Source organism: Actinoplanes sp. NPDC051405, from assembly GCF_055586185.1.
In genome coordinates, this window is sequence record NZ_JBVJIR010000018.1 from 225,585 (window position 1) to 238,239 (window position 12,655).

Here is a 12,655-nt window from a genome sequence, read left to right on the forward strand (position 1 = left end):
CGCGGCGGAAAACCCAGGCAAGTTCGTTACCTGAGCGGTCCCGCTGGTGACCTCCGCGGGTGACGCACCGACGCGGCGATCGGGCCCCAGCGGTCATGGGTAGGCTTCAGGCGTTGGGCGGGGCGGTTTCGTCCCGGAGGCACGGTTGTCGGAGGTGGGCGATATGTCGGACCCGGCCAAGACGCGTCGGCACGCGGAGCGCATCCGCGAGCTGGTGGCATCGCTGGTGCGAGAGATCAAGGATCCCCGTCTCGGCATGGTGACGGTCACGGACGCCCGGATCACGGGTGATCTCCGCGACGCCCACGTCTACTACACCGTGCTCGGGGACCAGACCGAGCAGGCCGCGACCGCGGCGGCGCTGGACAGCGCCAAGGGCATGCTGCGCACCCGCGTCGGTCACGCCTTGGGCCTGCGGCACTCGCCGAGCCTCACGTTCGTGCTGGACAACGTCCAGGACAACGTCAAGGAGATCGACGAGCTGCTGGCCGCGGCCCGGCACCGCGACGCCGAGGTGCAGCGGTTGGCCGCCGGCAAGCAGTACGCCGGCGATCCCGACCCGTACAAGGCCGACGAGGACGAGGAAGACGAGGACGCCGACGAGCGGGTCGGCGCCCGCGAGGACCAGGGGTGACCGAGGCGGTCACCGTCTCGGAGGGTGCGCCCGCCGCGGCCGAGTTCTCGGCCGCGGTGGCGGCGATCCGTGAGCTGGCCCCGACCGGCCGGGTGCTGCTGATCTGTCACGTCAACCCGGACGGCGACGCGCTGGGCAGCATGCTCGGCTTCGGCCTGGGGCTGCGCCGGCTCGGCGTGCCCCGGCTGCAGGCCACCTTCCCCGGCACGTTCGAGATTCCCGACCCGTTCACCGCGCTGCCCGGCCTCGACCTGCTGGTCAGCGAGGAGCAGGCGGAGCCGGAGCCGGATCTGGTGATCGTCTTCGACGTGGCCGCGGTGTCCCGGCTCGGGGCCCTGGCTGACCGGCTGCCCCGCGCTCGCGCCACCGTGGCCCTGGACCACCACGCGTCCAACACGGGCTTCGCGGGGGTCAACCTGGTCGACGCGGGCGCCGCCGCCACCTCGGTGGTCGCCGAGGAGCTGCTGCGCCGCCTCGACGTGCCGCTGGACGTCGAGATCGCCGAATGCCTGTACGTGGCCCTGGCCACCGACACCGGCTCGTTCCGCTTCGACATGACCACGCCGCGGGTGCACGAGATGGCCGCCCGGCTGATCGCCACCGGCCTGCGCCCGGGCGAGATCTCCCGCCGGGTGTTCGACAGCCGCCCGTTCGGCGCGATGAAGCTCTCCGCCGACGTGCTCAGCCGCGCGCAGCTCGATCCCACGGCGGCGGCCGGGCACGGCATGGTGTGGACGTACGCGACCCTCGAGGACCTCGAGCGGCACGGGCAGCGGCCGTACGTGCTGGACGCGCTCATCGATCCCGTCCGGTGCGTGGCCGAGGTGGACGTGTCCGTGGTGGTCAAGCAGCTCGCCGAGCGCGAGTGGGCGGTGTCGCTGCGCAGCAAGGGCGCGGTCGACGTCAGTGCCGTCGCGGTGGCGCTGGGCGGCGGCGGGCACCGGCTGGCCGCGGGTTTCACCGGCTACGGCACCCCGGGCGACGTCGTCACCGCGGTCCGCGACGAGCTGGGCAAGCACCTCATTCCGTAGCTTCTCCTCGACCGGGGCCGGCCTTCGGGCCGGCCTTTTGTCGTTGATCCGCTTCCCGAAGTGCGGGACACGACGAGCAACCCGCGAGACTGAACGATAGTTTGAGTTAACGGTGATTTGGTTTCTGCACGGTCGCTACCACCGGCCGCCGCAGCAGCCTCGAGCCACCCGGGTCCACCATCCCGGGCTGTGTCGCCCCGCCACCCGTCCGGCGATCCCGGACCGGCCCCTCGCGACACGCCGCTCGATCGATCAGTGGGTGCCGTGCACCCGTTCCGCCGTGGAAGGACCACGATCATGGCTGCCAAGCCCAAGCCCCAGCCGTCCGACGACGCTCGCGAGCAGGCCCGCCGCGCGCTGCAGACGTCGATGGACACCCGCCAGTAAGCAGTCCGGCGCATTGCGCCCCTTACGGCTCGGCGGGCATCATGACTGTTCATGAGCCCGCCCGCCGCCGTCGATCCAGGCACCCTCAACCGGCGCATCGCCGCCCTGGCCCTGCCGGCCCTGGTCGTGCTGGCCGCCGAGCCGCTGTACGTGCTGGTGGACACCGCCGTGGTGGGCCACCTGGGCCGGGTCCCGCTCGCGGCGGTCGCTGTCGGCGGCACCGTGATGTCGGTGGCCGTCTGGTTCGGGACGCTCATGGCGTACGGGACGACCGGCCGTGCCGCCCGCCGCTTCGGCGCCGGTGACCGCACCGCCGCCGTCGCCGAAGGCGTCCAGGCCTCCTGGCTCGCCCTGGCCACCGGCGCCCTGCTGGTCCTGCTGGCCCAGCTCTTCGCCACGCCGGTCACCAAGGCCCTGGCTGCCGACCCGGCCGCCGCCGAGGCCGCTGCGCAGTGGTTGCGCATCGCCGCCCTCGGCAGCCCCGGCCTCCTGCTCGCAGCAGCCGGCAACGGCTGGATGCGCGGGGTGCAGGACACCCGCCGCCCGCTGTACTTCGTCCTCGGCGCCAACGTGCTCTCCGCGGTGCTGTGCCCGCTGCTCGTCTACCCGGCCGGCTGGGGACTGATCGGCTCAGCGGTCGCCAACGTGGTGGCCCAGTCGCTGACCGGCGGACTCTTCCTCTGGGCGATCATCCGCGAACGCGCGCCGCTGCGACCCGACCCGGCGGTCATCGTCCGGCAGCTGGTGCTCGGCCGCGACCTGCTGATCCGCGGTGCCGCGTTCCAGGCCTGCTGGCTGTCGGCGACCGCCGTGGCGGCCCGGTTCGGCGTCGCGGCCGTCGGCGCCCACCAGATCGGCCTGCAACTCTGGTTCTTCTGCGCCCTGGCCCTGGACGCGGTGGCGATCGCCGCCCAGTCCCTGGTCGGCGCGGCGCTGGGCGCGGGCGACGGAAGCGCGGCACGGGAAGTCGCCCGGCGGGTCACCGCGGTGGGCGCGGTGGCCGGCGTGGGCTTCGCGGCCCTGGCGGCGGCGGGCGCCGGGGTGGTGCCCGGCTGGTTCACCGGCGACCAGGCGGTCCACGAGCAGGCGGCGATCGTGTGGCCCTGGTTCGTGGGCATGCTGCCGTTCGCCGGCGTGGTCTACGCCCTGGACGGCGTCCTGATCGGCGCGGGCGACGTCGGCTACCTGCGCACGATGACGCTGGCGGCGGCGCTGGCCGGCTTCCTGCCGGCGATCTGGCTGGCGTACGCGCTGGACTGGGGTTTGTCGGGGGTGTGGTTCGGACTGGCGTTGTTCACCCTGATCCGGCTGGTGTTCCTGCTGGTCCGCTGGCGTGGAGCCGGCTGGGCGGTGCTCGGCGCCACCCGCTGACCGCGGAGGCTTGGCGTCCCGTGGGCTCGGGGAGCGCGCTGGAACGAGGCGGACGGCCGGGCGTCCGTGTTGCTCACCCGGCCGGCGGCCGGTCGGGCCCGTCGGTGAGGGTGCCGAGCGCGGCGGTGAACGAGGTCAGCAGCCGCGCGAACGTCTCCCGGTCCGCCTCCGGCCAATCGCTCATGGCCCGCGAGAACATCTCCTGCCGAGACCGATGGGCATCCGCCAGCTGGGAGCGCCCCGGCCCGGTCAGGACGAGCAACGTCCGCCGGCCGTCCCGCTGATCGGCCTGGCGGATCACGAGGCCCTGCTCCACCGCCCGGGCCGCCAGCCGGCTGGCCCGTGGCTGATCGACCCCGAGCGCGGCGCCCACCTCACCGACCGTTGCGGGCCGGTCCAGTTCCTCCAGCGCGTCCAGCACGCCGAAGACCGTCTGATCACCCTCCGGGGCGAGCCGGCTCAGGGCTCGCCGGCTCTGGCTCCGCCGGATCGTGATCATCGCTCGCTCGATCGCCGCCAGCTCCTCCATGGATGTCATCGTACAAATACATGTAACATGACATGTATGCGTCCCTTGGGGTACTGGCTCAAAGAGATCGACCGGCGCATCGAGGCCGAGTTCGACCGGCTGCTGGCCGACGAGGAGCTGACCCGGCGGCACTGGCAGATCCTGACCACCCTCGCGCAGGGCGACACCTCCCGGGCCGAGCTCGGCACCGCCCTCGCGCCGTTCGCCCCGACCGTGCGCACGCAGGCCGACGACCTGATCCGCCGCGGCTGGGCGATCGAAGCGAAGACCGGGCCGGTCAACGACCTGACTGCCGCTGGGCAGGCGGCCGAGCCGGAGACCGGGCCGGTCCTCCGTCTGACCGGTGCCGGACGCGCGGTGCACGACCGGGTCGCCGAGCGGGTGCGCACTTTCCGGGCCCGCGTCACCGAGGGCCTGTCCGAGCAGGAGTACGCCACCCTGGTCACCCTGCTCGAGCGGGTCGCCGGCAACCTCACCCCGGCCTGACCCGCGACCGGAGCGGTCTGGTTGGGTGGAGCCGTGAACGTGGACGGGCTCATCGTTGTGGACAAGCCGGCCGGGATGACCTCCCACGACGTGGTCGCCCGGATCAGGAGGCTGGCCCGGACCCGGCGGGTGGGGCACGGCGGCACCCTCGACCCGATGGCCACCGGCGTGCTGATCATCGGGGTCAACCGGGCCACCCGGCTGCTCACGTACGTCATCGGCGCCGGTAAGAGCTACACCGCCACCATCCGGCTCGGGCAGACCACGATCACCGACGACGCCGAGGGTGATGTCACCGCTACCGTCTCCACCTCCGGGGTCACCGAGGCGGCGATCCGGGCCGGGCTCGCCGCGCAGACCGGTGAGATCGAGCAGGTGCCCAGCGCGGTCAGTGCCATCAAGGTCAACGGGCAGCGGGCGTACAAGCGGGTCCGGGACGGCGAGGAGGTCGAGCTGGCCGCCCGCAAGGTCACCGTCTCCCGGCTCGAGGTGCTGGCCGTGCGGCGCGCGGACGAGGGTGACTTCGTCGACGTGGACATCGACGTCACCTGTTCCAGCGGCACCTACATCCGGGCCATCGCGCGGGACCTCGGCCGTACCCTCGAAGTCGGCGGGCATCTGACCGCGCTGCGCCGCACGGCCGTCGGTGATCTCACGCTCGCGTCCGCCGCCACCCTCGCCGAGCTGGAGGAACGCGCGCCCGACGTGATCTCGCTGCCGCTGGCCGAGGCGGCCCGGCGGGCCTTCCCGCAGCGGGAGGCCGACGCCGAGGAGACCCGGGTGCTCAGCCACGGCGGTCCGCTGCAGCCGGTCGGCATCGAGGGCCCGTACGCGGTCTTCAACACCGCCGGCGACGTGCTCGCCATCGTCTCCGAGCGCGACGGCAAAGCGCGCGCCGAGATCGTGCTGGCCCCGGCCTAGCTGTCGCGCCGGGAGAGGTGCTCGGCCACCGTCGCGACCAGGTCCGCTGCCGCGTACGGCTTGTCCAGGAAGCCGTCGCAGCCCGCCTGCAGCGCCGCCTCCCGGTCTTGCGGGAGCACGCTCGCGGTCACCGCGACGACGGTCGGCCGGGGGCGGCCCGCGGCGACCGTGCCCGCCGCCAGTTCGCTCGCCAGGGTGAGGCCGCTGCCGTCCGGCAGGTTCATGTCGAGCAGGATCAGGTCGATGTCCTCGGCGCCGAGCCGGGTACGCGCACTCGCCAGCGTCGACGCGTCCAGCACCTCGGCGTCGCGGACGGCGGTGATCTGGGCACGGGCCAGCACCGCCTTGACCAGGGTCCGGTTCAGCTCTTCGTCCTCGACCAGCAGGATCCGGGGGTTCTCGGCCGTCACGGAATCTCCTTCGTGTCCTTCGCGACGGTGCCGGATCCGTCCTTCGCGACGGTGCCGGATCCGTCCTTCGCGACGGTGCCGGACCCGTCCTTCGTGGTGGTGCCGGGCATCGCGGGCATCTCCTTCGTAGCGGTTCCGGATCCGCCGAGCAGCGGGGCCAGGGCTTCCCAGCCGGCGCCACCGGCCATCGCGGTCGCCACCACGCCGCCGGCCATCGCCGTGGCCACCAGCGGGGCGGCGTCGCCGGGCTCCCGCGGCTGGCCCGCCGCGGCGGTGAGCCCCAGCACCGGGGTGTGCCGGGTGGCCGGGTCCTGCTCGATGGCGGCCAGCATGCTGAACCCGTCCACCTCCGGCGACTGCATGTCGCAGACGATCAGGTCGAAGTGGCTCTCCCGGCTCAGCGCCAGGCCGTCGCGCCCGTCGGCGCAGGCCACCACGTCGGCGCCGCCCGCGCGCAGGCCGTCCTCGATTGCCTTGCGCACCTCGTCGTCGTGGTCGACGACCAGCACCCGCGGCACCGGCCGGTGGGCGATCTTGCGGGCCAGCGCGCCGAGCAGGGCCGCCTGGTCGACCGGCTTGACGAAGTAGTCGTCGGCGCCCAGGGCCAGCCCGGCCTGCCGTTCGTCGATGATGGTGGCGAAGAAGACCGGGATCTCGGCCAGCCGCGGGTCGGCCTTGAGCCGGCGGATGACCTCGAAGCCGTCGATGCCGGGCAGGGCCACGTCGAGCACTATCGCGTCGGGCGGGTGGGCGCCGGCGGCGGTCAGGCCCGCCTCGCCGGTGCCGGCCACCTCGACGTGGTAGCCCGCGCTGACGAGCTGGGTGCTGAGCAGCTCCGCCGACTGCGGGTCGTCCTCGATCAGGAGCACCCGGGCCCCGGCGTCCGGGCCCTGGTCGAGCTGCAGGACCGGCGCGGCAGGCAGCCGTACGGTGAACGCACTGCCCTGCCCCGGCGTGGAGATCAGGCTGATCTCGCCGTCGTGCGCCTCGACCAGCCGCTTGGTCAGCGCGAGCCCCAGGCCGGTGCCCGCTCGCTGCCGGTCCGGATCGCCGACCTGCTGGAACTCCTCGAAGACCCGTTCCAGGTCGTCCTCGGCGATGCCCACCCCGGTGTCCGCGACGGTCACCTCGACGACGTCGCCGGACTGGGCCGCCGTGACGGAAATCGCGCCGTCGTCCGGGGTGAACTTGATCGCGTTGGACAGCAGGTTCTCCACGATCTGCCGGAACCGGACCCGGTCCACCAGCGCGGTGGCCTCCGGCAGCGTCGTGGTGACGGTGAGGTTCTTGGCCGACAGCAGCGGGGCCAGGCCGGTCAGCAGCTCGCTCACCGCGGTGTCGACCCGCAGCGGGGCCAGCCGCAGCTCCAGCCGGCCCGCCTCGACCTTGGCCAGGTCCAGGATGTCGTTGATCAGGCCGAGCAGGTGCCGCCCGCTGGTGTGGATGTGGTCCACCCAGTCGGCGGGCACCCGGCGCCGGTCGCCGTCGGGCTCCTCCAGCCGCATCAGGTCGCTGAAGCCGATGATCGCGTTCAGCGGGGTCCGCAGCTCGTGGCTCATGTTGGCCAGGAACGAGCTCTTCGCCTGGCTGGCCCGGGTCAGCGCCTCGACGGAGGTGCTGAGCTCGGCGGCCAGCCGGCGGTGCGCCGCGGTGACCGCCTGGCGTTCGGCCAGCACGCCCGCCTGCCCGCCGAGCGCCGCGAGCAGCCGCAGGTCGTCGTCGCTGAACAGGCTGCGGTGGCGGTTGAACAGCAGCACCGCCCCCTCGGCGTCCGGCGGCACCGGCATGCTCAGCACGGTCACGAAGTCATCACCGAGGTCGTCGCCGAAGTGGGCGACCAGGGCCGCGTCGCTGTCGCGCAGCCGGGCCGGCTGGCCGGCCCGGATCAGGGCGGTGATGTCGGCGAAGCCGAGGCCGTCCGGCGCGGCCGTCTGAGGACCGGCGTACGCGGCCGGGGCCAGCATGCCATCGGCGCGCGGCATCAGGACGGCCACCGCGTCGGCGCCGGTCTGCGCCCGCATGATGTCGGCGTAGATCTGCCAGACCTGCTCGGCGGACTCGGCGGGCGCCCGCAGCAGCCGCTCGGTGACCGACTGGGCGGCCGTGGCGGAGAAGGCCCGGCGCAGCCAGTGCGGCGGCGCGAAGGCGATCAGGTAACCGAACCCGCAGACCAGCGCCAGGACCCGGTTGGCGGTGTCGAACACCGGGCTGGTGCCGGGCACCGCGGCGATGCCGATCAGCACGATCATCAGCCCGAAGGCGGCGGTCGCGCCGGCCGCGATCATCAGCCGGGCCCGGTTCGCGCCGGTCCGGGTCCGGGCCTTGCCGAACAGCAGCGCCGCCGCGATGAGCTCGGCGACCAGGAATGACGTGACCGCGGTGAACAACTCGGCCGGGCGCAGCGGGCGCGGCGCGAAGGCGAGCCAGACGGCGACCACGGCCTGCACGATCAGAACGGTCCGCTGGAGCCAGGCCGGCACCGACCGCAGCCGGGCGGCCAGCCGGACGGTGAGGTACGGCTGGGCCAGCAGCGCGGTCAGCGAGACGGCGTTGACCCACAGCGGCAGGGCCTCGCCGTTGATCCGGCGGGCGATGTCGACGCAGAACAGCACCGTGCAGGGCGCGAAGACCAACGTGACGTCGCGCTGCAACGGGTCGCGCCGGTGCAGATAGCCGACCAGGGCGCGCAGGAAGAGGACGGCGAAGGTGAACTCCGCCGCGAGCAGGACGAGGGGGCTCCAGTCAGCACGCATATCAGGACTAACTGTAGCGTTTCAGGCAGTCGTGGAGACCGATACGCTTACCCCCGGACACTCCAGGAAGGTAGGTGGAAATGCAGCGGTGGCGCGGGTACGAGGCCGTACCGGGCGGGTTCGGCCGATCGGTGGTGACCATCGGGGTCTTCGACGGCGTGCACCGCGGCCATCAGGCGATCATCGGGCACACCGTGAAGCGCGCCCGCGATCTCGGCCTGCAGTCGGTCGTCGTGACCTTCGACCCGCACCCCGCCGAGGTGGTCCGGCCCGGCTCCCATCCGGCGGTGCTCACCGAGCCGGTGCGCAAGGCCGAGCTGATCGAGCAGCTCGGCGTCGACGCCCTCTGCGTGGTGCCCTTCACCCCGGCGTTCTCCCAGCTCAGCGCGGAGGCCTTCGTGCACGACGTGCTCGTCGACGCGCTGCACGCCGCGGTCGTCGTGGAGGGGGACAACTTCCGCTTCGGCCACAAGGCGGCCGGGGATCTGGCCATGCTCACCCGGCTCGGGCGCACCTTCGGCTTCACGGTCGAGGAGGCGCCGCTGGTCGCGGAGCAGGATCTGATCTTCTCGTCCACGTACATCCGCAGTTGTGTCGACGCCGGGGACGTCTCGGCCGCCGCCGCCGCGCTCGGCCGCCCGCACCGCCTGGCCGGCGTGGTCGTCCGCGGCGACCAGCGCGGCCGGGAGCTCGGCTTCCCGACCGCCAACCTGATGTGCCACCGCTATGCGGCCATCCCGGCCGACGGCGTCTACGCCGCCTGGCTCATCCGCGGCGGCAAGCACGGCGGTCCGCAGCCGGCCTCGGTCTCGGTCGGCACCAACCCCACCTTCTCCGGCCGTGAGCGCCGGGTCGAGGCCTACGTGCTGGACTTCGCCGGCGACCTGTACGGCGAGCGGGTCAGCCTCGACTTCGTCGCCCACCTGCGGGAACAGCGGGTCTACACCGGCATCGAGCCGCTCGTCGCGCAGATCCGCGAGGATGTCGAGGAGACCCGGCGGCTGCTCGCCCGGCCACCGATCTAAGCTGCTGATAAGCTTGCCGTGACGTCGGCTATTCCGACGACCGGACTCGCCTGCCTGCCCGACGCCGCGGGCCGCGAGCTCGCCCTCCGGGGCGGGACACCGTATGAATCGGCAACACAGAATCACGGAGAACATGGCGCTCGACCAAGAGACCAAGACCAAGATCATGACCGAGTACGCGACCCTCGAGGGCGACACCGGGTCGCCCGAGGTGCAGGTCGCGATGCTCACCAAGCGGATCGCCGACCTGACCGAGCACCTCAAGGTGCACAAGCACGACCACCACAGCCGTCGTGGTCTGCTGCTGCTGGTCGGCCGTCGCCGCCGCCTGCTGAACTACGTCCAGAAGAAGGACGTCGCGCGCTACCGGGTGCTCATCGAGCGCCTCGGCCTGCGCCGCTGATTCGACGGGGGGAGTGGCCGCCTGGCCGCTTCCCCCGAGCTCTACCCACGGACCCGCGCGGCACCAGGCCACCGGCCCCGGTCCTCGGTAGTGGTTCCCGAGCACCTCAATCTCGGGTACTTCGATCGAAGACCGGCCAGCCTCTTCCGCGCTGTGTGAACCGCCGGGTCCTCGACGAAGGAGTACCGCACCACATGACAGAGCAGAAAGCTCTCGGCACCGAGACTCGCACCGCCGTCATCGACAACGGGTCGTTCGGCACCCGCGAGATCACTTTCTCCACCGGCCGGCTGGCCCGCCAGGCCGCCGGTTCGGTCATCGTCCAGCTGGGCGAGACCACCGTGCTTTCCGCGACCACGGCCGGCAAGCAGCCGAAGGAGCACTTCGACTTCTTCCCGCTGACGGTCGACGTCGAGGAGCGCATGTACGCCGTGGGCCGCATCCCCGGCTCGTTCTTCCGGCGCGAGGGCCGTCCCAGCGAGGACGCCATCCTCACCTGCCGCCTGATCGACCGGCCGCTGCGCCCGTCGTTCACCAAGGGCCTGCGCAACGAGGTCCAGGTCGTCGAGACCGTCCTCGCGCTCGACCCGCAGCACCCGTACGACGTCGTCGCCATGAACGGCGCCTCGATGTCGACCAAGCTCTCCGGCCTGCCCTTCAGCGGCCCGGTCGGCTCCACCCGGGTCGCGCACATCGACGGCCAGTGGGTCAACTTCCCCACGCTGGAGGAGCTGGCCCGGGCCACCTTCGACATGATCGTCGCCGGCCGGACCCTGCCGGACGGTGAGGTCGCGATCATGATGGTCGAGGCCGAGGCCACCCCGCAGGCGCTGAGCCTGATCGCCGCCGGCGCGCCGAAGCCGACCGAGGAGGTCGTGGCCAGCGGTCTCGAGGCCGCCAAGCCGGCCATCCGCGAGCTGTGCCGCGCGCAGAGCGAGCTGGCCGAGGTCGCCGCCAAGCCGGTACTGGAATACCCGGTCTTCCTGGACTACCAGGACGACGTGTACACCGCCGTCTCGGACGCCGCCAAGGGCGAGCTCGCCGAGGCGCTGAAGATCGCCGGCAAGGCCGACCGCGAGGAAGCCCTCGACCGCGTCAAGGCCAAGACGGTCGAGCTCGTGGGCCCGCAGTTCGAGGGTCGCGAGAAGGAGATCAGCGCCGCGTTCCGCTCGGTCACCAAGTCCGAGGTGCGCAACCGCGTGCTCCGCGAGCAGGTCCGCATGGACGGCCGCGGCCCGCGGGACATCCGCCCGCTGACCGCCGAGGTCGGCGTGCTGCCGCGCGTGCACGGCTCGGCGCTCTTCGAGCGGGGCGAGACCCAGATCCTGGGCGTCACCACGCTGAACATGCTGCGGCTGGAGCAGTCCCTGGACACGCTGTCCCCGGACAAGTCCAAGCGCTACATGCACAACTACAACTTCCCGCCGTACTCGACCGGTGAGACCGGCCGGGTCGGCTCGCCGAAGCGGCGCGAGATCGGCCACGGCGCGCTCGCCGAGCGGGCCCTGGTGCCGGTGCTGCCGACGCGCGAGGAGTTCCCGTACGCGATCCGCCAGGTCTCCGAGGCCCTGGGCTCGAACGGCTCCACCTCGATGGGTTCGGTCTGCGCCTCGACGCTGGCCCTGCTCAGCGCCGGTGTGCCGCTGAAGGCGCCGGTCGCCGGCATCGCCATGGGCCTCATCTCCGACGAGGTCGACGGCAAGACGGAGTACGTCACTCTGACGGACATCCTGGGCGCCGAGGACGCGTTCGGTGACATGGACTTCAAGGTCGCCGGCACCCCGGAGTTCGTGACCGCGCTGCAGCTCGACACCAAGCTCGACGGCATCCCGTCGGACGTGCTGGCCGCCGCTCTGCAGCAGGCCCACGACGCCCGCACCACGATCCTCGGCGTCATGGACCAGGCCATCAACAGCCCGGCCGAGATGAGCGAGTACGCCCCGCGGGTCACCAGCGTCAAGATCCCGGTCGACAAGATCGGCATGGTCATCGGCCCGAAGGGTCAGACCATCAACGCGATCCAGGACGAGACCGGCGCGGACATCTCGATCGAGGACGACGGCACGATCTACGTCGGCGCGACCAACGGCCCGGCGGCCGAGGCCGCGGTGGAGCGGATCAACGCCATCGCCAACCCGACGATGCCCAAGGCGGGGGACAAGTTCCTCGGCACGGTGGTGAAGACGGCCGCGTTCGGCGCGTTCATCTCGCTGCTGCCCGGCCGCGACGGCCTGCTGCACATCTCCAAGGTGGGCGACGGCAAGCGGGTCGACAAGGTCGAGGACTTCCTCAACGTCGGCGACAAGGTCGAGGTCTCGATCGCGGACATCGACAACCGCGGCAAGATCTACCTGGACAAGGTCCGTCCCGAGGGTGCCGAGGCGCCCGCGGACGCGCCCGCCGCCGCCGGTGGCGAGGGCTCCGAGGGTGGCGGCCGCCCGCCGCGCGAGCGCGAGGACCGCGGTCCCCGTGGCGAGGGTGGCGGCGAGCCCCGTCGCCGTCGTCAGCGTCCCAGCGGCGACCGTAACTGATCCACGCATGACAGACAGCAACCGCGGGGGGGGGGGGGGGGGGGGGGGGGGGGTGTTTGGGGGGGGGGGGGGGGGGGGGGGGGGGGGGGGGGGGGGGGGGGGGAGGAAAAAAAAAGAACACCCCACCCTCCACTGTGGGGGAGGTTTACCCCCGCAAGGAGCCCACACAGAAGA

11 protein-coding genes are annotated in these 12,655 nt (G+C 72.4%); 8 read left to right on the forward strand and 3 right to left on the reverse strand.

Annotation, left to right across the window (positions count from 1 at the left end; translation table 11 throughout):
- Positions 1–163: 163 nt before the first annotated feature.
- From rbfA to ACZ6S4_RS33955, 3 genes are all read left to right on the forward strand, one after another.
- The gene (gene rbfA, locus ACZ6S4_RS33945) at positions 164–634 is read left to right on the forward strand and encodes a 30S ribosome-binding factor RbfA (protein ID WP_465478813.1); all 471 of its coding nucleotides are present in this window, start codon (positions 164–166) and stop codon (positions 632–634) included.
- Positions 631–1,665 (forward strand): DHH family phosphoesterase, encoded by a 1,035-nt coding sequence (locus ACZ6S4_RS33950; protein WP_465478814.1) that lies wholly within the window; start codon positions 631–633, stop codon positions 1,663–1,665. Before rbfA ends, ACZ6S4_RS33950 begins: the two co-directional genes overlap by 4 nt.
- A gap of 438 nt (positions 1,666–2,103) precedes the next feature.
- Positions 2,104–3,423, forward strand: a complete 1,320-nt coding sequence (locus tag ACZ6S4_RS33955; RefSeq protein WP_465478815.1) for an MATE family efflux transporter — start codon at positions 2,104–2,106, stop codon at positions 3,421–3,423.
- Between the two features lie 73 nt (positions 3,424–3,496).
- On the opposite strand, the gene ACZ6S4_RS33960 is transcribed toward ACZ6S4_RS33955, so the two are convergent.
- Entirely contained in the window at positions 3,497–3,952 is a 456-nt protein-coding gene (locus ACZ6S4_RS33960; protein ID WP_465478816.1) for a MarR family winged helix-turn-helix transcriptional regulator, read from the reverse strand.
- Positions 3,953–3,988: 36 nt separating this feature from the next.
- Between ACZ6S4_RS33960 and ACZ6S4_RS33965 the strand changes: the two genes are divergently transcribed.
- The gene (locus ACZ6S4_RS33965; RefSeq protein ID WP_465478817.1) at positions 3,989–4,438 is read left to right on the forward strand and encodes a MarR family winged helix-turn-helix transcriptional regulator; all 450 of its coding nucleotides are present in this window, start codon (positions 3,989–3,991) and stop codon (positions 4,436–4,438) included.
- A gap of 33 nt (positions 4,439–4,471) precedes the next feature.
- On the forward strand, positions 4,472–5,359 hold the full coding sequence (truB, locus tag ACZ6S4_RS33970; RefSeq protein ID WP_465478818.1) for a tRNA pseudouridine(55) synthase TruB: 888 nt from the start codon (positions 4,472–4,474) through the stop codon (positions 5,357–5,359).
- On the opposite strand, the gene ACZ6S4_RS33975 is transcribed toward truB, so the two are convergent.
- Positions 5,356–5,769, reverse strand: coding sequence for a response regulator (locus ACZ6S4_RS33975; protein ID WP_465478819.1), 414 nt, complete (start codon positions 5,767–5,769; stop codon positions 5,356–5,358). The two genes, truB and ACZ6S4_RS33975, sit on opposite strands and share 4 nt — an antisense overlap.
- On the reverse strand, positions 5,766–8,522 hold the full coding sequence (locus ACZ6S4_RS33980) for a response regulator (RefSeq protein WP_465478820.1): 2,757 nt from the start codon (positions 8,520–8,522) through the stop codon (positions 5,766–5,768). Before ACZ6S4_RS33980 ends, ACZ6S4_RS33975 begins: the two co-directional genes overlap by 4 nt.
- Before the next feature lie 80 nt (positions 8,523–8,602).
- On the opposite strand from ACZ6S4_RS33980, the gene ACZ6S4_RS33985 reads away from it, so the two are divergent.
- The 3 genes from ACZ6S4_RS33985 to ACZ6S4_RS33995 all read left to right on the forward strand — a co-directional run bounded on the left by ACZ6S4_RS33985 (position 8,603) and on the right by ACZ6S4_RS33995 (position 12,481).
- Positions 8,603–9,547, forward strand: a complete 945-nt coding sequence (locus ACZ6S4_RS33985; protein ID WP_465478833.1) for a bifunctional riboflavin kinase/FAD synthetase — start codon at positions 8,603–8,605, stop codon at positions 9,545–9,547.
- 133 nt (positions 9,548–9,680) lie between these two features.
- Complete coding sequence (gene rpsO, locus ACZ6S4_RS33990) at positions 9,681–9,950, forward strand: 30S ribosomal protein S15 (RefSeq protein ID WP_433721447.1); 270 nt, start codon at positions 9,681–9,683, stop codon at positions 9,948–9,950.
- 194 nt (positions 9,951–10,144) lie between these two features.
- Positions 10,145–12,481, forward strand: a complete 2,337-nt coding sequence (locus tag ACZ6S4_RS33995) for a polyribonucleotide nucleotidyltransferase (protein ID WP_465478821.1) — start codon at positions 10,145–10,147, stop codon at positions 12,479–12,481.
- Positions 12,482–12,655 lie beyond the last annotated feature (174 nt).